Raw genomic sequence first — 21206 nt, forward strand, 5'->3', positions numbered from 1 at the left:
GGGGGATTAGCTTTTTTTGTTAACTAATACATTAAATTTAAGGTCATTCACCTCTATTTCTGTACCATCATGCAATCGTTCCACTAATTCCAGGCTATCTGCCAAAATTTCCGTGCAAATATAGTCATTATAGTTCACAATGGCCGACTTGAGCGCCTCCACACTTTCAACCGTTACGTTGATTCTGTCTGTTAAAGCAAAATCACTATCCTTGCGGATTTTCTGTATCCGGTTTACCAGTTCCCTGGCATTTCCTTCGTCCTGTAGCTGGGGAGTAATAGTAATGTCAAGCGCTACCGTTAAAGCGCCCTTATTAGCTACTGTCCATCCCGGAATATCTTCGGAAATGATCTCAACATCAGAGAGTTGGATTTGCACTTGCTCTCCTTCCACAACCAGGTTGAAATGGCCGTCGCGCTCTATCGTGGCAATATCTGCATCTGTAAACCCGCCGATAACGGCAGCCACAGATTTCATCTTTGCACCCATTTTACCACCAAGCGACTTGAAGTTCGGCTTAATCTTTTTCTTGATAAAACCTTCCGTTTCCGTAAGATAATCAATCCCTTTGACATTCACCTCACTTTTTATCAAGTCCGCTACCTTTTCTATTTGTTCCCGCATCCGAACATTAGTAACTGGTATTAAAACTTTTTGCAAAGGTTGACGAACCTTAATGTTCACCTTCTTACGCAAGGATAATACCAGTGACGAAATATCCTGCGCCAGTTGCATTCTTTCTTCCAGATCTGCATCTATTGCAGCAGTATTAACTACCGGGAAATCAGTGTGGTGGATAGAAGCAGCTTTACTGCGGCCACTTACACTGTTCAGGTTGTTAAATAACCAATCTGTGAAAAATGGGGAAACCGGGGCCATCAGTTGTGTAATTTTTTCCAAACATTCGTACAATGTCTGGTACGCACTGATTTTGTCATGCTCATATTCTCCCTTCCAGAACCGGCGGCGGCAAAGACGCACATACCAGTTGCTCAACTGCTCATCCACAAAACGCTCGATAGCTCTGCCCGCCTGTGTAGGTTCATAATCATCAAAGCTGCTCGTCACATCTTTCACCAGGGTATTTAATACGGAAATGATCCAACGATCAATTTCCGGACGCTCCTCTAACGGAATGTATGCCTCCTTGAAAGTAAAGTTATCAAGATTGGAATACATAGCAAAGAAGTTATATGTATTGTACAGAGTACCAAACAACTTACGTTGCGCTTCTCCTATACCTTTTACATCAAATTTCAGACTGTCCCATGGGGAGGCATTGGTGATCAGGTACCAACGCGTGGCATCTGCACCATACTTTTCTATGGTTTCAAATGGGTTTACCACGTTTCCGAGGCGTTTACTCATTTTATTACCATTACTATCCAACACCAATCCATTGGATACCACTGTTTTATATGCCACTTTATCGAAGAGCATTACACCCAATACGTGTAATGTATAAAACCATCCACGGGTTTGGTCCACACCCTCAGCGATAAAGTCAGCTGGGAAGGACTCTCCTTTATCTATTAACTCACGGTTTTCAAACGGATAATGCCATTGTGCATAAGGCATTGCACCACTATCAAACCAAACATCCACCAAATCCGGCTCGCGGCGCATCGGTTGCCCTGATTCACTCACTAATATGATATCATCTACATAAGGCTTATGTAAATCCAGAATACCTTCATGCAGATATGATTTATTCACATCTCCTCCCAAAACTTCACTTGCTTTCCGGATCTCAGCATTCAACTCTTCAATTCCTCCGATACATTTCTCTTCTGTACCATCTTCTGTACGCCATATCGGCAAAGGAGTACCCCAATAACGGCTACGGCTAAGGTTCCAGTCCACCATGTTCTCCAACCAGTTACCAAAACGACCGGTTCCGGTGAAGGCAGGTTTCCAGTTAATGGTTTTATTCAATTCGACCATTCTTTCCTTCATTGCAGTGGTCTTAATAAACCATGCATCCAGCGGGTAATATAAAACCGGCTTATCTGTACGCCAGCAGTGAGGATAAGTATGCTCGTATTTTTCTACTTTAAACGCCCGGTTTTCCTTTTTCAGCTTTACCGCAATATCAACATCTACATCTTTATAATCAGGATCATCCTTGTAGTTCTTAACAAATCTGCCAGAAAACTCACCCACATTATCTGTAAACTTCCCTTCCCTGTCTACCAGTGTTAAAATACCAATGCCGTTCTTTTTACCAACCTTATTATCGTCTGCACCAAAAGCAGGAGCAGTATGTACTATACCAGTACCGTCTTCAGTGGTAACGAAATCACCTAGAATTACGCGGAAGGGATCTCCTTCTTCCGGCTGCGCAAACGGCAATAATTGCTCATAGCGGATATTCTCCAACTGGCTGCCTTTAAAGCTGCTCAGTATCTTCCAGGGAATTACTTTATCTCCTTCTTTATAAGCATCAAAATCAGCATTTTCACCTTCTGCCTTAAAATACTTACCCAGCAATACTTTCGCCATAACAACATTCACCGGCAGGTGAGTGTATTGGTTAAAAGTATTTACCAGTACATATTCTATATTAGCACCTACGGTCAAACCCAGGTTAGATGGCAATGTCCACGGAGTAGTGGTCCAGGCGAGAAAAAACACCTCACTTGTTCCGGCTGCATCAAAAAGGAATTGTGAATTATCTGCCTGCAAGGCTTTAAACATGGCCACTATAGTAGTGTCCTTAACATTCTTATATGTACCCGGTTGGTTCAGTTCTGCGGAACTAAGCCCTGTACCAGCAGCAGGGGAGTATGGCTGAATGCTCACGCTTTTATATAACAGCCCTTTCTTATACAGGGTTTGTAAAGCCCACCATAAGGTTTCTATATATTTATTCTCAAAAGTGATATAAGGATCTTTCAAATCAACCCAGTAGCCCATTTTACGAGTCAGGTCATCCCATTTATCTTTGTACTTCAGGACTTCTCTGCGACAGGTTTCATTGTAGTCTTCAACAGAAATCTTAGTACCAATATCTTTCTTAGTAATTCCAAGTGTTTTTTCTACACCCAGTTCCACTGGCAGGCCATGCGTATCCCATCCACCTTTGCGCTTTACCTGGAAACCACGCATCGTTTTGTAACGGCAAACCAGGTCTTTTAAAGTACGTGAAATAACATGGTGAATACCCGGCAAACCGTTGGCGCTTGGGGGGCCTTCATAAAACACAAAAGGAGTGGCGCCATCGCGCACTTCCACACTCTTCTCAAAAGTCTGGTGCTGCTCCCAGTGTTGCAGTATATCTTTCTCGATCTGAGGTAAATTCAACTGGTTATATTCCTGATATTTGCTGGACATAAAACAATTCCCCGCCCTTTGATGTTATTTAGACAATAATTGATTAAAATTGTGCGAAGTTAAGAAAATACAATGGCTCCTAAAGGGGCAACTTTATTAAAAACAAAGCTTTTTGAATATTTTTTATTGTTTTTTTTGTACTTTGCAATAAAGAGCAATTAAATTGCGTTTTTGGCATTGTTTTAGCTTATTTGCCAGGAAGATTAGAAAAACCTAGTAGTTAATTTTAACCCAACGGAAAAAACCATATCGAATATGAAAAAGTTGACGTTAATATTTTGCGCGGTTCTATTCACTTCCGGCATAACTTTTGCACAGCAAAAAAAATCAGTTAAGAAAACAAAAATAGTTGCTAAAACGGTGCAAGCACCTGAGGCAGTTAAGAGTTCTTTTGATCAGAATTTTGCGGGAACAACAGCTGCTAAGTGGACAAAGACAAGTGCAGGACATTGGACAGTAAGTTTCCAAAAAGAAAACATAAACACAATTGCAGAGTATGATGCGGATGGCAAATGGATTGCCACAAGAAGCGCTTATGATGCTCAAACTCTTCCGGAATCAGTGTCTGGTACACTGAAAACAAAATATCCGGCAGCAACCATAAAAGATGGCTGGAAAATTGAGAGATCAGATGTAGCTTCATACTACAAAATAAATATTCAGGAAAACGGTACAGACAAATCAGTGTTGTTGAACGAAGCTGGTACCATTACTGAATAACACAAACAAGTATTTCATAGGTATAGGGATAAATAGGACAGACCCTGCTCTTTTGGGCGGGGTTTTCTTTTGCTCCTGACTCAAGAATCTCATAGAAGAACCTAGCCCTCGGATCAAATTAAAAAATTGAGGAATATCTTTTTTCAATATGCTCTAAATGCCACTCAACCAGTGTTTACCATCTATACATCCGGAACTCATCCCCCCATCAAGTCCACCTCTACTGCAGTGATACTATACGTATTTAGTGGGTGTTAAGCATAGCATCGGCAAAGTCTCCCACTTCTCCACACTCACACCTCCTTCCACAAAAAAAGTCGCCCGCAGAAGCGAACGACTTTATAAAAATCTGGTAGAAACTTTTCTGGCAAGATGCACTTAACTTCAATGGTGTTTGATATTCATGCAAGTATTATTTATGGCTTTACTTTACTTTTTGCCAGCCAAGCTTCTTCCATGGTCAAATCTGATAAGGAAGCTTATAGGAAACGCAAATGGATATTTGCCTATCGTGTTACAAAGAAACAGCTATATTTTATCTTCCACTTTTCAAATCGGGAAAACAAATGATCGAAAAGGGAAAATACATATAGCTCCTTTATGGTAGCTGGTTTCCCGGCATCATAATTCCATGTAAAGGTAAAATAAAATGTAAAGAGATGTCAAACAGACACTGGCTTACTAGCGCAGCAAAAGTTCGCAAGGCTTAAGCCCGGTGTGCTTTTTAAAAGCTGTAGAGAAGTGAGAAATACAGGAATAGCCCATTAACATGGCCACTTCTGAAACAGACATGCCTTTTTCATACAACAGGCCCTTGGCTTTTTCCATTCTTTCTTTCTGGAAATAATCATATATGGTGGTACCATACATGGCCTTAAAACCTTTTTTAAGATAGCATTCATTCATAGCTACCCGGCGCGCCAAATCCCTGATGGTAATAGGAGAGTCTAGTTGCTCAAGTAAAATACCACGGGCATTTTCTATTTTTTCACGGTCTTCCAGGTGAGTCAGGAAGCGGCAACCGTAGCGCTCGTCTGTATCATTCTGCATAAACTGGTCGGAGCTGTATAACAGCAGGTCCAACGCACGGCTTTGCAGGAATATATTTTTCAGAATACCTTCGTAATCGTGATGCACCATGGTTTCCAGTACGGATTTGGATTTCGTACATGGCTGAATGGTTTTCACAAAAGGCTTACGTGATTGATTTTCAAATAAAGAGAAAGTAGTGGTCCCTTTCTGCAATGACTGTATAAAGGCAGGCTGAAAGCGCACGGTGATCAAATCCACTGAAGGCACCCTGTCTGAACAAGCCTCTTTGTGGCCTTCTGCGCAAAGTTGATCTGTACAGGATGGATTTTTACAATATTTGGTACCTGCAACACAATACCGGAGCTCAATAGCAGCAGATTGCCCTCTTTTGGCGGGCTGATAAACAACCATCGCTACATCTTCAACCGGCAACGGCTTATCATATGTAAAACGCTGTAAAGTAAAGTCCAGACAGTCAGGGACTGACACACTATCCTGCTCCGCCAGTTGTAGCTGGTCGCTCATCGCGGGTTGCGGAATGGCTAATGCCAATATTTCCTGTATTTCTTTCACTTTAGCTATTTTTTTAAATCCATGCTATTATCGAAGTCACAAATTTAGGGATTCATTTTTTAAACAAATACGTTTTGACAATACAGTTACAAAGCCCCTCACCTGAACGGAATGCTTTTACGCTGCAGTCGCGCGCTCACAGAACTTATTGGTATAAATTTCGTTTATGCTTTACTGATGGCAAAAAACGGATTTAATATACGCAAACTGATTAAGATTGTACTCATCACTTTCGGCAGCCTCCTCCTATTGGTAATAGCAACCGGTTGGTACCTGAATCGCCACTGGAACACGCTATTGAAGCGCGAATTACCCGGATATGTAGCAGCGTTATCAGATAGTCTTTATACAGTAGAATTTAAGGATCTGCACCTTGATGTACTTTCCGGCAGCGTCACTGTGGAAAAAGTCGTCATGGTAGCTGATACAGCAATTTACCGGCAACTGCTGGCCCAGCAAAGGGCGCCAACAGATATCTATACCATCAGTGTAGACAAATTAGAACTGAAATACTTCAAACCGTGGCGCTATTTCATCGGAAAGGAGCTGAGCGCCTCCTCTCTTACCGTGACTGGTCCCAGTATTATTATGGAGCAAAACGCAACTGTAATAGATACCAGTAAACCGAAAACTGCCTATCAGAACATATCTGCCAGGATGAAGTCTATTTTCATCGGTAAACTGGCACTGGACAGCACCAATTTTAAATACATTTTTACACGGAAAGATTCCTCCCGTGTTGTTCACCAGTTTCATAACCTGAGGGTGCGTATCAATGATTTCCTGATAGATTCTTTAGCCCTGGATGATCCAACCCGATTTTTATACGCCCGCAACTACGAAATAGGGATGAAAGACTATATGAACAGGACCCGGGATAGCCTTTACTGGATCAATGTACGGGGTATCCGGTATGATGCCGCATTGCGTACCCTCCATATCGGCAGATTTGAAGTGCAGCCCCGGTATGATAAAGTGGCTTTTCAACAAAAAACCGGTGTACAACAGGACCGGTATGAAACCATACTCAACGATATCAGCCTGCATGACCTGAATCCCCGGCTTTTGCTGCAGGAGCAACAGATCTGGGCACAACGGGTAAATATACAGGGAGGTAGTGTGGAAATTTACCGGAACCGCATGTTGCCAATGCCACCTGGAAACAAATTGGGGCAATATCCCCATCAACTGTTGCATAAGTTAAAACTCCCCCTGAGCATTGATACACTTATTGCCAGTAATATAAATATCCGGTATACTGAGTTAAGCCCGGTAACCGGGCAATCAGGGTACATAAACTTCAGTCATGTGCACGGACGATTCAAAAATATCACCAATATCGACAGCCTGGTTGCCAAAAACAGGCATATGATAGCTGATGTAGATGCCGTATTTATGCAAAGCGGTAAACTCACCGCCAGGTTCGATTTCTCCCTGAATGATAAGGCTGGCCACTTTGCAGTTTCCGGGCAACTTAAAAATATGAATGGGAAAGACCTCAATGTGGTTACCAAGCCCCTGGGAAAAATTGAAATCCGCTCCTGCGATATCCAGGAACTGACCTTTAATATTAAGGGAGATGAAAGAAAAGCAGATGGACATGCAAACATGCTGTATCAGAACCTGAAAATTGCGGTACTGAAGCTGGATAAGGATCACAAGGAATTTAAACGGAAAGGGCTCATTAGTCTTATTGCTAATTCATTGATTATCAATGAATCAAATCCATTAAAAGGCGAAATACCACGTACTGCCACCGTAACCTGCCAACGGGACATCCAAAAATCCTATTTTAACCTGGTGTGGAAAACTTTATTTACGGGGGTAAAAGACATTGCTGGCGCCGGAAATCTGTAATGGCAAAATTAGCCTGTCCTCACCTCTTAAAAACAGGCATTCTTTTGTGGAAATAAGGCTTATTTTTCGTATTTTTGCATGATTGTCTACCGATTTTATTTCTAATAGATTTTACACCAACATATGAGCGAAGAATTAGTGCAAGCACCCAGCCCCAGCAGCAACAAATATGATGCAGGGAGTATACAGGTATTGGAAGGTCTGGAAGCCGTACGTAAGCGTCCAGCCATGTATATCGGCGATATTGGCATCAAGGGTCTCCACCACCTGGTTTATGAGGTGGTAGATAACTCCATTGATGAAGCCCTTGCCGGATACTGCAAAAATATTGACGTTACAATCCTGGAGGATAACTCTATCCGCGTAAAGGATGATGGTCGTGGTATTCCTGTTGGTATCATGCCTAAGGAAGGCCGTTCTGCCCTGGAAGTTGTAATGACGGTACTCCACGCCGGTGGTAAATTTGACAAGAACACTTATAAGGTGTCCGGTGGTTTGCACGGTGTGGGTGTAAGTTGCGTGAATGCCCTGAGTGACGTATTGCATGTAACAGTAGAAACTGAAGGCAAATTATTTGAACAGGAGTTCCACCGCGGTGTACCGCAGTACTCTGTACGTGAAATAGGCATTAGTGAAGTAACTGGTACTACCATACACTTCAAACCAGACAGTGAAATTTTCAAGGAAACTACCTACAACCGCGAAATACTCGCAGGTCGTTTACGCGAATTATCTTACCTGAACCGCAAAATCAAGATTACTTTAACTGATGAGCGGGAAAAGGATGAACAAGGAAATAATTTCTCTGAAACTTTCTACAGTGAAGGTGGTATCAAAGAATTTATCCAGATGCTCGATAAAAACGGCCGCCGTAACCCACTGTTACCAGCACCGATTTATGTAGAAGTACATGAACCGGTTTCCAATGTATCAGTAGAGGTAGCGCTGGTGTATAATGATGCATTCAGTGAAAACATTTTCTCTTACGTTAATAATATCAACACCATTGAAGGTGGTACACACGTAGCCGGTTTCCGCCGCGCTATTACCCGTGTATTCAAATCTTATGGTGATAAAAATAAGATGTTCGAGAAATCGAAGATCGAAGTGACCGGAGATGACTTCCGCGAAGGATTGAGCGCTATCATCAGTGTGAAAGTTCCTGAGCCACAGTTTGAAGGCCAAACCAAAACCAAACTCGGTAACTCCGATGTAATGGGTGTGGTAGACAGCTCCGTAGCTGCTGTACTGGACGCATTCCTGGAGGAAAATCCACGTGAGGCAAAAACGATTATCAATAAAGTAGTGCTGGCTGCACAAGCCCGCGAAGCTGCCCGTAAGGCCCGTCAACTGGTACAACGCAAGAGCGTAATGACTGGTAGCGGTTTACCGGGTAAACTGGCTGACTGTTCTGATAACGATCCTACCAAATGTGAACTGTACCTTGTCGAAGGAGACTCCGCGGGTGGTACTGCCAAACAAGGCCGTAACCGTAACTACCAGGCTATCCTGCCACTGCGTGGTAAGATCCTGAACGTAGAGAAAGCCATGGAGCACAAAATCTACGAGGATAATGAAATCAAGAACATCTTTACTGCACTGGGTGTAACCATTGGTACAGAAGAAGATGACAAGGCACTGAACCTTAGCAAACTGCGCTATCACAAGCTCATCATCATGACGGATGCTGACGTGGATGGTAGCCACATTGCGACGCTGATCCTGACCTTCATTTTCCGTTATATGAAAGCCATGGTAGAACAGGGTTATGTATACATTGCACAACCACCGTTGTACCTCGTAAAAAAAGGTAAGGAACAAACTTACGCATGGACAGAAGATGAGCGTAAAGCTGCTACCCTGAAACTTGCAGGAGCCGGTAAAGAAGACAGCGTAACCATTCAGCGTTATAAAGGTTTGGGTGAGATGAACGCAGAGCAACTGTGGGATACTACCATGAACCCTGAACACCGCACACTGAAACAGGTAACCATTGAAAGTGCTGCAGAAGCTGACCGTGTATTCAGTATGCTGATGGGTGACGAAGTTCCGCCACGCAGAGCATTCATTGAATCTCATGCGAAGTATGCAAAGATCGATGCTTAATTACGTATATACGTTTAGGTTATAAATAAGAAAGCCTTCCGCTAAAAACGGAAGGCTTTCTTATTTATCATTTCTTTTTTATCCTTCTTTTGTGAGAATATAATTCGCTAAAATCTGGTATCCGAAAACACCTATCAGCATAACGGTAACGAATATATTAAAAGGTTCGTTTGTTAAAAAAGCAAAACCCACTCCTAGCGCGCCCAGCAAGGCGAGGCCCCATACATACCATCTTGTAAAATTGCGGCTCTTTTTTCTTTCTGACACATACAATCCTGCTGATGGCAACAGCATAACGCCGGTACAGATACACAATGCCAGCAGGCCGTTAATCCCTGTGATCAAAAACGCTATTCCCGAGAGCAATGTACCTCCTAAGAGAATACCTACAATGTTGGATACCTTTGTTTGCTCCGGACTCAGGGCATATCTGCCGTAAGGATTGAGGCGAAGAAACAGGTTACTCACCGGCGTAATTAACCAGGTGGAAATAGCCATTAACGCGAGGACAATGTATAGTGGATAGAAATACTGATTGGCAATTTGTGTGAGTATAAAAATAGCAATGATGATGGCCCATTGGGTACGTGCTTTCTGACGCCCCATAAAGAACGAGTAGTTCAGGAACTGCCGGTATAACCAGTACTTGGCTTTCATGGCCTGTACCATACCATTTCTGGCCACTTCATTATTAGGGTCTATTTTTAATGACTCCCTGAAATGTTCCAGTGCTTTGCGGTGATTGCGTGCTTCCAGCCATTTCCAACCAAGGTTGGCGTGGGTGTAAGCGTTTTCCGGGTTATGTTCCAGTGCTTCATGCAGACCGGAAAATGCTTCTTCTTTTCTACCTAAACTAAACAAGGCATGAGAGCGCAGATTCAGACAGGCTTCATCTTCCGGATTCAGCGCCAACCCTTCATCCGCTTTATGTAGTGCGGCTTCATACTCTTTCTTGTTCAGCAATATCTGGCTCCACATGGCAAAATAATGCGCATAGTGGGGGTTGATAGCCACTGCACTGCTGATAGCTCTGATAGCCTCATTATATTGATTTTTAATGAAGGCGATCCTTGACTGCAGATACAGGAACCGGTCGTCATAGGGAGCGAAACTGAGTGTATTGGCGGCTACCTGTTCTGCTTCTGCAGTATTGCCTGTTTCCAGGTAACATACTGCCAGCAGATAAAGGCCTTCCGTATCATGTGCATTGGTGCTCAGGTGCTGCCGTAACGCGGTAAAGGCATCTTCGAAGCGGCCTTGCTGTAACAAAATCTGAGCGCGCTGAATTAATACAGCCATAAACGTTATTTCTTAATATCCAGGTATTTCAATACATCATCATAAAGACCGGTTTCATTTGAATACAGCGCATAATTACGGGCAGTATTAAACCATTCCCTTGTGGTTGGTTTATGGATTTTAGCGGCTTTTAATAATTCTTTTTGTGTGATGGGCTGTGGTACACCTTTTTGCAGTGCTTCGAGCAGTTTTTCTTCAATGGCAATATCTACAATTGCTTTCAGATCTGCACCGGAATAACCAGGTGTAGCTTTCGCCAGTGCATTATAATTAATGTCACTTACCGGTTTATTGCGTAGTTGTAGCTTCAGTATTTCTTCTCTGCCCTCTGTTTCGGGCGGAGCCACAAAAATGATTCTGTCGAAACGGCCGGGGCGGCGGAATGCCGGGTCCAGGCTCCAGGGGGCATTGGTAGCACCAATGATGAGAATATTTTCGTTGCTGGCGGCAATACCATCCATTTCTGCGAGGAACTGATTGATAATATGCGTTGCGCCAGACTGCCGGAGCGCAGAACGGTTAGCGCCCAAGGCATCTACCTCATCAAAAAACAGCACACAGGGTTTACTCTGACGGGCCAGCTCAAACAGGCTATGCAGGTTCTTCTCACTGGTACCTACCCACATATCCAGCACATCGTGAATACCTACATTGATGAATTCTGCCTGTATCTGCCCTGCGGTAGCTTTGGCGAGATAGGTTTTACCACAGCCCGGAGGGCCATATAATAAAATACCTCCACCGGCTTTTTTACCGTAAGCTTTATATAGATCCGGAAATTGCAGGGGCTTAATGATCTTCAGATCTATTTCCTGCTTTTCTCTTTCCATGCCACCTACATCTGAAAAATTGATTTCAGGTTTTTCCAGCATGAATAAGCTTTCGCCTTCTTCTTCTTCCTCATCTTCACCGCTAAAAGAAGCGGGAGATTGCTGGGCTACACGGAAAAGTCCGTCCAGTGCTTCATCGCGAAAGGCTGGATTTATTTGCAGTAAATGCTGGTATACATCTTTTGCCTGGGGCATAGATTGTTCTTTCACCAGGATGCGGCAATGCAACAGCAGCGCATCAAAGTGATCAGGCTCCCGGTGTTCCAGTTGTTCCAGCACCACAATAGCTGCTGAATATTTCTGCTGATGATAAAAAGTCCGCGCCAGACCAAGCTGGGCAGCTGTATTAGTAGAAGAGAGCTCTAACACTTTTCTATATTGTTCTTCAGCTGCGGTATATTCATAATCCTGCAGCAGTACCTGCGCCAGGTGCATGCGTAAAGGCACATTTTCCGGCGAAAACTGCACCGCCTCCTGTAATTGCTTTATTACTTCCGATGACATAATGTGCTTTTAAAATATTCAGTAACGCCGTAATAATACGCAATTCGGGCTCAAAAAAATTGTTAATTATAGTATTTCGACCTGTGTTTAGCAGCGTAATCCTACCTGATATACGACTATGATGAAACCCGAAAATTCTATCCAGCGCTACCAGGGATCTCATAAACCTGATATCATCCCCCAAATTGCAAAGATATCTTCATCTGGCATTAGCTCCCGTTGAATTGTTCCGTATATGCCGGCCGCACACATAATAATTAACTATAGCGCTTTCTTAAACTAAGTTTTACGACGAAAAAACAATCAACTAGCGCCATATCCATATATAATTTATTTAATTCATTTTTATTTATATATATTGCACCTACATTATCCCTATGCCAACAGACCTGACCAGTATCCTATGTTAATTTAAATTATGGCTGGCCGCCACCATAGCGGCCGGCACTGGTTTTCCTGACTAAAAAGGCATACCGAAACAAAAACTACTACGTCATGCGTATGAAATTATTATTGGTAGCCATCATTGCTGTACTAGGAGTAGGACTGAGTGCCTGTAACTCCAAAAAAGATGACGCCAGGCCAGCCAGCAGCTTTTTCTTTAAACTGGATAAGGATACTTATCAGTCCAATTCTACCGAAGCTTATGTTACTGATACCGTTTATGCCGGCAGGAAAACCCTGGTAGTGGATGGTGTAACCAATAACTTCGGCTACCATATGGAACTGATGATCACGTTTCCTAAAGATTCCCTTACTACCGGCTCATTTGAAGGGGTAGAAATGTCCCTGATGCAAATCCAGCAAAAGGAGATGGGGTATACCGGTCGAAATATCAAAGTAAATATAACGAGCATTAATAGTAAACATGCGGAGGGTACATTCTCCGGTGTATTATCAAATGGTGATACTGAAAAACCTTTAACGGACGGGACTTTCAAAGTCGAAATTTATTAAACATCATTTTTGATGACTTTGCACTGGCCCTGCCTATAAAGGCGGGGCTTTGTTCGTATATACGTTAAGGTTATATTATTTATGTTTATTGTTTACCCTCAGTTAACAATTAATTTGTATTCCCTTTTTTCGGCGCTGTTAACATTAAGGTTAAATAGCAATGTAAATTCGATATTATTTTAACCCAAAAAATAAAAAAACTCGTTTTTCAAGTTCACTTTATGTACTCCTTAACAATTCCGTAATGATCTGTTAACATTCTGGTTGTTTTAGACTGTTTCCTTTGCACCTGTAAATACTTACAAACAGTTTATGAAATCATTCTTTACGCTATTAGTTAGCTTCCTTGTAATCATTTTTTACAACAACGCGCAGGCGCAGGTGACTACATCTGTTATATCGGGTAAAGTAGCCGATGCAGGTGGACAAGCCATTCCCGGCGTTACTGTAGTCATAGTAAACAATAGCACCGGTGCCAAATCCGGCGTGCAGACAAATGGTGACGGCCGCTATATCCTGCCGAACCTCAATCCTGGTGGTCCTTATACCATCACTGTTTCCTTTATCGGATATAAGAAAGAAGTAAAAGCAGACGTTAACCTGGGTCTGGGAACAACCAGCTTCAACTTCAAATTACTGGAAGAATCAACTGCCCTGAGTGAAGTAGTAGTAACAGGTAATGCTGGCGGCGGTAAATCCGGCGGTACCAGAGTAGGACAGGAGCAGATCAAAACGCTCCCTACACTGAGCCGTAGCCTGCAGGATCTTACCAAAGTAACTCCTCAGAGCAATAACAACTCCTTCCTGGGTACCAACTACCGTTACAATAACGTAACCCTGGATGGTGCTATCAACAATGATGCGATTGGTTTCAGCCCTTCCTTAGGTGGACAGAGCAGCACCAGCGGTCAACCAGGTAGCAGTACCCGTACCAACCCCGTATCACTCGATGCAATCCAGGATGTACAGGTTTTACTGGCTCCGTTTGATGTGAAAGTAGGTAACTTCCTCGGCGGTAGCGTAAATGCGGTAACACGCAGCGGTACCAACGAAGTACACGGTTCCATTTATGGTTATGGCCGTAACGCTTCCATGATCGGTAAAAACAATGCCGGTGACGGTTCTAAATTACCAAGCGATTTTCATGAATACCAAACTGGTATTCGTGTAGGTTTCCCTATCATTAAGAACAAATTATTCTTCTTTACCAACGAAGAAATTACCCGTCGCGTTGATCCGGTAATCCTCGCTGCAGGTTCTGCTGATAACGGTGGTATCTTAACAGAAAAAGATGCAGCTGACATCACCGCCTTAATGAAAACTTACGGTGTTGATCCAGGTACTGCAGGTAACACCAGCATCTATTCCAACTCTAATAAATTCTTTAACAGATTAGACTGGCATATCAACGAAAAACATCAGTTATCTATCCGTAACAATACCATTACTTCTGAAGCTACCAACCTGGAACGTGATCAACAGAACTTCCGCTTCAAAGGTATTGACTTCAAACAAACCAATAACCAGACCTCTACAGTTGCTGAACTGAAAAGCAATTTCAACAGCTTCCTGTCTAACAGTCTGATCCTCGGTTACTCTTCCGTTCATGATTTCAGAGATCCATTGTCTGATCCTGCTACACCGCAGATCCAGATCAAAGGAAGAACACCAGGTTCTACTATCTTCCTGGGTACTGACCGTGAAGCAAGTATCTTTAACATGAAACAAAAAACGTTTGAAATCACTGATAACGTAACCATGTTTAAAGGTAACCACACCATTACTGTTGGTACACACAATGAGTTCTACAATATCACCTACGGTTTCGTAAACTCCTGGAATGGTCGTCTGGATTACGACAGCATTGGAGCTTTCCTGGCTAACAATCCTGCCCGTGTACGTGGTAACTTCAATTATACCAACAACTCACGCGATTACATCATGAATAATCCTCCCGCACAGTTCAAAGTGAACCTGCTGAGCTTATACGGACAGGATGAAATTCAAATTACTGATCGCTTCAGAATCACTCCAGGTTTACGTTTAGACTACACTGGTATTCCTAACAAACAACCATTGAGCGATAAAACTATCAAATCACCGGAAGATCCTAATTTTGGAACTACTTACTCCTATACCAAACCTAAGGATATCAAAAACGACTTCCTGAATAACATACAGTTCTCTCCACGCTTAGGTTTCAACTACGATATCAAAGGTGATAACAGCCTGGTATTACGTGGTGGTAGCGGCTTATTCACTGGTCGTATTCCTTTTGCATGGATTGGTTACGCTTACTATAATAATGGTGTTACTTATGGTGCATACGATAATAAAGCATCCAACAAACCATTCGTAAATACGCCACTGCCTGCAGCTAAACCTTCTCCGAATGGTATCGCTGATTTCGCTTCACAGAATGGTGTAAACGTAAAAGACGCAGCAGGTGCTACACAGGTAGATATGATTGACAATAACTTCAAAATGCCGCAGGTATGGAGAAGTAGCCTGGCACTGGATTACACTACTCACGACCAGTGGAAATTCACCATCGAAGGTATCTATACCAAAGTAATTAAGGATCTGCAGTTCCAACAGGTGAACCTGGTAGATAATCCTACTTACTATGCTTACGATGTAAATAAACAACAACCAATTTTCTCTGGTAAAAAAATCAACTCCCTGTATACAAACGCTTACCTCCTGTCTAACACCGACAAAGGTTACCGTTACAGCATCACTGCCCAGATCTCTAAAGTGTTTCCTTTTGGTCTGAACTTCATGACTGCCTATACTTATGGACAGGCGAAAGATATCACCAACGGTATCCGTAACTCCATGGAGTCTAACTGGCAGCTGAACCAGGCACTGAACCCTAACAATCCGGGTCTGGCTTATTCTAACTTTGATGTTCGTCACCGTATAGTAGCTACCGTTAGCTACAAACAGGACTGGGGTACAAAAGGTAAATGGGTATCTAACTTCTCTGCCTTCTTTAATACTTCTTCCGGTCTTCCATTCAGCTACGGTTTCGTAAACGCCACTGTACAGGGTACTCCTCAGCAGGTGAGCCTGGCTTACATTCCAAAAGATGTAACCGAAGCGACCAACTTCTTTACTGATAAAATCGGTGGAGCAACAGCCGCTCAACAGGCAGCAGCTTTCATGGATCATGTAAACAGCGACAAATACCTGAGCAGCCGTAAAGGTGATTTCACAGAACGTAACGGTGGACGTACACCATGGAATACACAGGCTGACTTCCGCTTCAGCCAGGACCTGAACTTCAAGGCAGGTAAAAAAGTACACACCATCACGCTGACTTACGACATCGTGAACGTTACTAACCTGCTGAACAAAGAATGGGGTATTTCCTACTTCTCACCAAACACCTTCAACTCATCTGCGAGTGTGGGTCTGACGCCTACCGGTAAAGTGGTTAACAACTATCCAACTTATACCTACAGCAATCCAGGTACTCCTTACTCAAAAGATTTCTTTGCATCCCGTCATCAGATGCAACTGGGTCTGAGATACAGCTTCTAATTTAACTAGTCTTTATAAATGTAAAAGAGGTTGTTCCGTAATGGAACAACCTCTTTTTTTGTTATTACATCTCCAGTGTAATTATTTTATCGCAAATACTGCTCTTACTTCTGCACGGATCTTAATGGTTTTGAAATCAATATCAGATGAAGCATCTTCACTACCAGCTGCAGACTTATAGTTAGCCATCATCATTGGGCGAACATCTGTATAGTTATCAGTGTTCATTTCCTGGATTTCAATAACACCATCCATTTTACTACCGATAGCAGTCAGCATATATTCTGCTTTTTCTTTCGCTGCCAGTAATGCTTTAATTTTTACTTCTTTACGATATGCTTCCATTTTGCTGGAAGAGTAAGAAGCAATCCTTGTATTTTCAATTCCTTCCGCATCTACTGCGCCCAGAATTTCATTGATTTTATCCAGCTTCGTTAATTTAAGGCGATACTGTTTGCGCGCCATGAATTCCTGTGGATCTTTCTTTTTACGTAATATCTCAAAGTTGTTGCCATACACGTTTTCAATGGTGAAATCTGCTTTGGAAATACCTGCATCCGCTACTGCTTTCTGCAATTGTTTTTCCAGTGTGCTGATCTCTACTTTGTTTTTACCTTTCATATATTCACGTAAAGAGATGTTGAAATAAATTTCATCCGGTGTGATTTCCATTTCTGCGGAACCGTTTACTTCAATCTTTTTTACCGGTTGTTTGTCTGCCTGTTGTGCAAAAGTGCTTAAGGCCAAAAATAATCCTGCGGCTAATAACATTACCTTTTTCATGTGTCGATGTTTTCTATTGTTTTTAAAAAATTAGTTTCCGTTGTTAATTACACCCTCATGATGCTACGTTTAAAAGTGATTCCACAATGGGGTTTTATAAAATTTTGTTAATGCACAGTTACAGAAATAGATATATACATTTCATATTATGGATGAAACGTTTACAACGGGTTTATGTTACAGGTGAAATTATTTTCGGCTGTCGGTCATTGCCTTGAGAAAGTCGTACAGGTCATTCATATTACGGATACGGGAGGCCACCAGCATAAAGTTTTTGCCTACCTGTTTCAGTTTGGCGTTGTTCGTACGGGTTTGTATATACGTTAATATATGATTGAACGTAGGGGATTCGAAATAAGGGGAATCGGGGTTATTTATGAAATAGCAACGCAGGTTTTCTTCTTTCAGCATCATTTTTTTCGAAGCCCAGTTGTATGGCCATCCAGCGGCAACGGATCATGGTAAGCAGTTCTTTTACTGGCTCGGGCAATGGACCGAAGCGGTCAGCCAGATCTACTTCAAAGGCCTTTAGCTTGCCTTCTTCCATGATATTATCCAATTCCTGGTACAGGTTCAAACGTTCCTGTATACTCTCTATATAAGTATCAGGAATCAATATTTCCATGTCTGTATCAATGGTACAGTCACTTACAAAGTCTTTCTTTTCTTCCAGCTGATCTTTAAACAGATCGCGGAATTCATTTTGTTTCAGTTCGCGGATGGCTTCGTCCAGAATTTTCTGGTACATATCAAACCCTATTTCCGCCATGAAACCGCTTTGTTCACCGCCCAGCAGGTTACCGGCACCACGGATATCCAGGTCGCGCATAGCGATCTGGAAACCACTGCCCAGTTCACTGTGCTGTTCGAGTGTTTGCAGGCGTTTGCGGCTATCGGAAGGCAGGGTACTCATCGGTGGTGCCAGCAGATAACAGAAGGCCTTTTTATTGCTGCGTCCTACACGGCCACGTAGCTGGTGCAGGTCACTCAACCCAAAATGATGAGCGTTATTAATGATGATGGTATTTGCATTGGGAATATCCACACCGCTTTCCACGATATTGGTACATACCAGTACATCGTATTTGCGGTCAATGAAATCCAGAATCACTTCTTCCAGCTGATGTCCTTCGAGCTGTCCGTGTGCAGTGGCAATAGAGAGATCGGGGCATAATCCCTGAATCAGCCCGGCCATTTCTTTGAGTCCTTTAACCCGGTTGTGGATAAAGTACACCTGTCCGCCTCTTTCTGCCTCGTAATAAATAGCATCACGGATCAGATCCTGGTTAAATACCTGTACTTCTGTTTCAATAGCCTGCCTGTTGGGCGGTGGCGTGTTGATAACAGAAAGGTCACGGGCACCCATCAACGAAAACTGTAGTGTACGCGGTATAGGCGTTGCCGTTAGTGTGAGGGTGTCTACGTTATGTTTTATCTGTTTCAGTTTTTCTTTGGCAGAAACACCGAATTTTTGTTCTTCATCTACCACCAGTACGCCGAGATCTTTGAACTTCACTTCTTTGCCCAGCAAGGAGTGTGTGCCAATGATGATATCGATCTTTCCTTCTTCGAGGCGTTTGAGTGTTTCCTTTTTTTCTTTGGAAGATTTAAACCTGTTCAGATAATCTACTGTGCAGGGGAAATCTTTCAGACGGTCTGCAAAAGTTTTATAATGCTGAAATGCCAGGATGGTAGTAGGTACCAGTACGGCAGCCTGTTTACCATCTACAATAGACTTAAATGCGGCACGGATAGCTACTTCTGTTTTACCAAAACCTACGTCACCACATACAAGTCTGTCCATTGGTGCCGGCGATTCCATATCACGTTTCACATCTGCCGTTGCTTTGCTCTGATCCGGGGTATCTTCATAAATGAAAGATGCTTCCAGTTCTGTTTGCAGATAAGTGTCCGGTGTATGCGCAAAACCTTGTTGGGCTTTACGTACGGCATACAACTGTATCAGATCTTTCGCGATATCTTTTACCTGCGTTTTGGCTTTTTCCTTCAGCTTATCCCAGGCATCACTACCCAGTTTATTTACTTTAGGTTCTACGCCTTCTTTGCCGGTGTATTTACTGATTTTGTGCAGGGAGTTGATATTTACATACAACAGGTCGTTGTTTTTGTAAATAATACGGATGGCTTCCTGCATTTTTCCCCCTACCTCAATTTTCTGTAGACCGCTGTACATTCCGACGCCATGATCGATATGCGTTACAAAATCGCCCGACTGCAGCTCCCGCAAGGTTTTCATGGTAATAGCCTTATTCTTGTTATAGGCTTGTTTTACCTTGTATTTGTGGAAGCGCTGGAAGATCTGGTGATCGGTATAACATACCAGTTTCAGCGAGTGATCAATAAATCCCGTGCTGATAGCAACAGGAATGGGGAAAAATACAAAATCTGCTTTGAGGTCCTCAAAGATACTCCGCAAGCGTTCCAGCTGACGGGGATTATCTGAGAATATAAAAAGGGAATATTTATTACTGTTATGTTTGCCCAGGTCTTTGATCAGCAGATCGAACTGCCGGTTAAACACAGGCTGTTCCTGTGTATCGAAGGCAATAGCTGTGGCGGAATAGCCTTTTTCAGTGAGCCAGTCTTTGTTACCAAAAACAATGGTGGACTTTTTCAGCAGTTGTTGTATCAGTGGGGCAGCTTTCACAAAGTCGTCTTCTTTCAGCACCATCTCTTCGTCTTCATCCACTTTTACTTTCTGTCCGGTGAGCAGGAAGTCGTCCAGGCGTTGCTCCATTTGTTCTATCACGCCCTGTACATAAGCGGGATCTTTCATCCATACTACGGTATTGGCTGGCAGAAATTCTGTGAGCGGGGTTTTGCCGTGATCAGCGCTGGTGCCATGGGTGTCCATGTTAGCGATGAGCGTCACCTGGGTGAGTTTGCGTTCACTCAGTTGTGTCTCGGGATCAAACAGGCGGATGGAGTCTATATCTTCTCCAAATAATTCAATACGGTAAGGCTTTTCGTTGCCAAAGGAATAGATATCCAGGATACCCCCTCTTACCGCATACTGGCCGGGTTCATACACAAAATCTGTTGCATGAAAGCCCCAGGTGATCAGTTGTTCCAGCAGCGAATCTACTTTCAGTACATCGCCTACTTTCAGTTGCACCATATTGGCGCTAAAAGCCTGGTTGCCGGCCACTTTCTCCCAGAGTGCTTCCGGATAGGTGACCAGTATTTTTTTACGGACACTGTCGCCGGAAAATTTCATGAGGGCTTCTGTCCGCAGCATGCTATGGCTGCTGTTGATCTCGTGAAACTGACCTGCTTTTTTGAAAGAGTCCGGGAAATAGAAAATGTCCAGTGCCTGGCTGAGTTGTTCCAGATCGTTATGGAAATAGGCTGCCTCCTCTCTATCGTTTAAGATGAAGAGATGGTTCGCATCTGCATGCGCCCAGGTGCTAACTGCCACAAAGTTTATTGCACTCCCACTAATGGAGGAAAGCTGAAAGTATTGTGGGGTGGGTGATTGTATCCCCTTCACCAGCGACTGCAGGCGAGCATCACGTTGAAATAATTGTAATACAGCCTGTAAATTCATGAAGACTGCAAAGGTAAAGAACATTTACCGATTTTGATATTGGGTTATCAAGATATTTAGGTTTTGAGGAAGGTAGCTGGCCGGGGAATAATCAAATA

At 42.9% G+C, this 21206-nt stretch carries 12 protein-coding genes; 5 read left to right on the forward strand and 7 right to left on the reverse strand.

Features of this window, described 5'->3' with window-relative positions; all coding sequences use genetic code 11:
- Nucleotides 1-6: 6 nt before the first annotated feature.
- Nucleotides 7-3333, reverse strand: coding sequence for an isoleucine--tRNA ligase (gene ileS, locus AC1DP6_RS01300; protein ID WP_477053248.1), 3327 nt, complete (start codon nt 3331-3333; stop codon nt 7-9).
- Between the two features lie 255 nt (nt 3334-3588).
- On the opposite strand from ileS, the gene AC1DP6_RS01305 reads away from it, so the two are divergent.
- Nucleotides 3589-4053: a PepSY-like domain-containing protein gene (locus tag AC1DP6_RS01305; protein WP_477053249.1), complete on the forward strand. Its 465-nt coding sequence runs from the start codon at nt 3589-3591 to the stop codon at nt 4051-4053.
- A 681-nt stretch (nt 4054-4734) separates the two neighbouring features.
- Here AC1DP6_RS01305 and AC1DP6_RS01310 read toward each other — a convergent pair.
- Nucleotides 4735-5658 carry a helix-turn-helix domain-containing protein gene (locus tag AC1DP6_RS01310; protein ID WP_441573114.1) on the reverse strand — a complete coding sequence of 308 codons (924 nt, stop codon included), beginning with the start codon at nt 5656-5658 and terminating at the stop codon, nt 4735-4737.
- Between the two features lie 177 nt (nt 5659-5835).
- Here AC1DP6_RS01310 and AC1DP6_RS01315 point away from each other — a divergent pair, with 177 nt between their 5' ends.
- Nucleotides 5836-7515, forward strand: coding sequence for an AsmA family protein (locus AC1DP6_RS01315; RefSeq protein ID WP_477053250.1), 1680 nt, complete (start codon nt 5836-5838; stop codon nt 7513-7515).
- A 123-nt stretch (nt 7516-7638) separates the two neighbouring features.
- Entirely contained in the window at nt 7639-9621 is a 1983-nt protein-coding gene (gyrB, locus tag AC1DP6_RS01320) for a DNA topoisomerase (ATP-hydrolyzing) subunit B (protein ID WP_477053251.1), read from the forward strand.
- 78 nt (nt 9622-9699) lie between these two features.
- On the opposite strand, the gene AC1DP6_RS01325 is transcribed toward gyrB, so the two are convergent.
- A complete protein-coding gene (locus tag AC1DP6_RS01325; protein ID WP_477053252.1) occupies nt 9700-10920 on the reverse strand; it encodes a tetratricopeptide repeat protein in 1221 nt (406 codons plus the stop codon).
- A 5-nt stretch (nt 10921-10925) separates the two neighbouring features.
- Nucleotides 10926-12254, reverse strand: a complete 1329-nt coding sequence (locus tag AC1DP6_RS01330) for an AAA family ATPase (RefSeq protein ID WP_477053253.1) — start codon at nt 12252-12254, stop codon at nt 10926-10928.
- A gap of 495 nt (nt 12255-12749) precedes the next feature.
- Between AC1DP6_RS01330 and AC1DP6_RS01335 the strand changes: the two genes are divergently transcribed.
- Both AC1DP6_RS01335 and AC1DP6_RS01340 read left to right on the forward strand, forming a co-directional pair.
- Nucleotides 12750-13211 (forward strand): hypothetical protein, encoded by a 462-nt coding sequence (locus AC1DP6_RS01335; RefSeq protein WP_477053254.1) that lies wholly within the window; start codon nt 12750-12752, stop codon nt 13209-13211.
- Between the two features lie 312 nt (nt 13212-13523).
- Nucleotides 13524-16757 carry a TonB-dependent receptor gene (locus AC1DP6_RS01340; RefSeq protein ID WP_477053255.1) on the forward strand — a complete coding sequence of 1078 codons (3234 nt, stop codon included), beginning with the start codon at nt 13524-13526 and terminating at the stop codon, nt 16755-16757.
- An 81-nt stretch (nt 16758-16838) separates the two neighbouring features.
- Here the strand turns inward: AC1DP6_RS01340 and AC1DP6_RS01345 are convergent, their stop codons facing one another.
- From AC1DP6_RS01345 to mfd, 3 genes are all read right to left on the reverse strand, one after another.
- Complete coding sequence (locus AC1DP6_RS01345) at nt 16839-17540, reverse strand: SIMPL domain-containing protein (RefSeq protein ID WP_477053256.1); 702 nt, start codon at nt 17538-17540, stop codon at nt 16839-16841.
- A 189-nt stretch (nt 17541-17729) separates the two neighbouring features.
- Entirely contained in the window at nt 17730-17954 is a 225-nt protein-coding gene (locus tag AC1DP6_RS01350; RefSeq protein WP_477053257.1) for a hypothetical protein, read from the reverse strand.
- Nucleotides 17911-21108: a transcription-repair coupling factor gene (gene mfd / locus AC1DP6_RS01355; protein WP_477053258.1), complete on the reverse strand. Its 3198-nt coding sequence runs from the start codon at nt 21106-21108 to the stop codon at nt 17911-17913. The genes AC1DP6_RS01350 and mfd overlap by 44 nt, the downstream gene beginning before the upstream one ends.
- Nucleotides 21109-21206 lie beyond the last annotated feature (98 nt).

The sequence above is a fragment of the Chitinophaga sp. 01L420 genome, from assembly GCF_056399985.1.

Bases quoted from the DNA above. Each gene is read 5' to 3' on its own strand.
- ileS (WP_477053248.1), bottom strand. From the start codon at position 3,333: ATGTCCAGCAAATATCAGGAATATAACCAGTTGAATTTACCTCAGATC.
- AC1DP6_RS01305 (WP_477053249.1), top strand. From the start codon at position 3,589: ATGAAAAAGTTGACGTTAATATTTTGCGCGGTTCTATTCACTTCCGGC.
- AC1DP6_RS01315 (WP_477053250.1), top strand. From the start codon at position 5,836: ATGGCAAAAAACGGATTTAATATACGCAAACTGATTAAGATTGTACTC.
- gyrB (WP_477053251.1), top strand. From the start codon at position 7,639: ATGAGCGAAGAATTAGTGCAAGCACCCAGCCCCAGCAGCAACAAATAT.
- AC1DP6_RS01325 (WP_477053252.1), bottom strand. From the start codon at position 10,920: ATGGCTGTATTAATTCAGCGCGCTCAGATTTTGTTACAGCAAGGCCGC.
- AC1DP6_RS01330 (WP_477053253.1), bottom strand. From the start codon at position 12,254: ATGTCATCGGAAGTAATAAAGCAATTACAGGAGGCGGTGCAGTTTTCG.
- AC1DP6_RS01335 (WP_477053254.1), top strand. From the start codon at position 12,750: ATGCGTATGAAATTATTATTGGTAGCCATCATTGCTGTACTAGGAGTA.
- AC1DP6_RS01340 (WP_477053255.1), top strand. From the start codon at position 13,524: ATGAAATCATTCTTTACGCTATTAGTTAGCTTCCTTGTAATCATTTTT.
- AC1DP6_RS01345 (WP_477053256.1), bottom strand. From the start codon at position 17,540: ATGAAAAAGGTAATGTTATTAGCCGCAGGATTATTTTTGGCCTTAAGC.
- AC1DP6_RS01350 (WP_477053257.1), bottom strand. From the start codon at position 17,954: ATGATGCTGAAAGAAGAAAACCTGCGTTGCTATTTCATAAATAACCCC.
- mfd (WP_477053258.1), bottom strand. From the start codon at position 21,108: ATGAATTTACAGGCTGTATTACAATTATTTCAACGTGATGCTCGCCTG.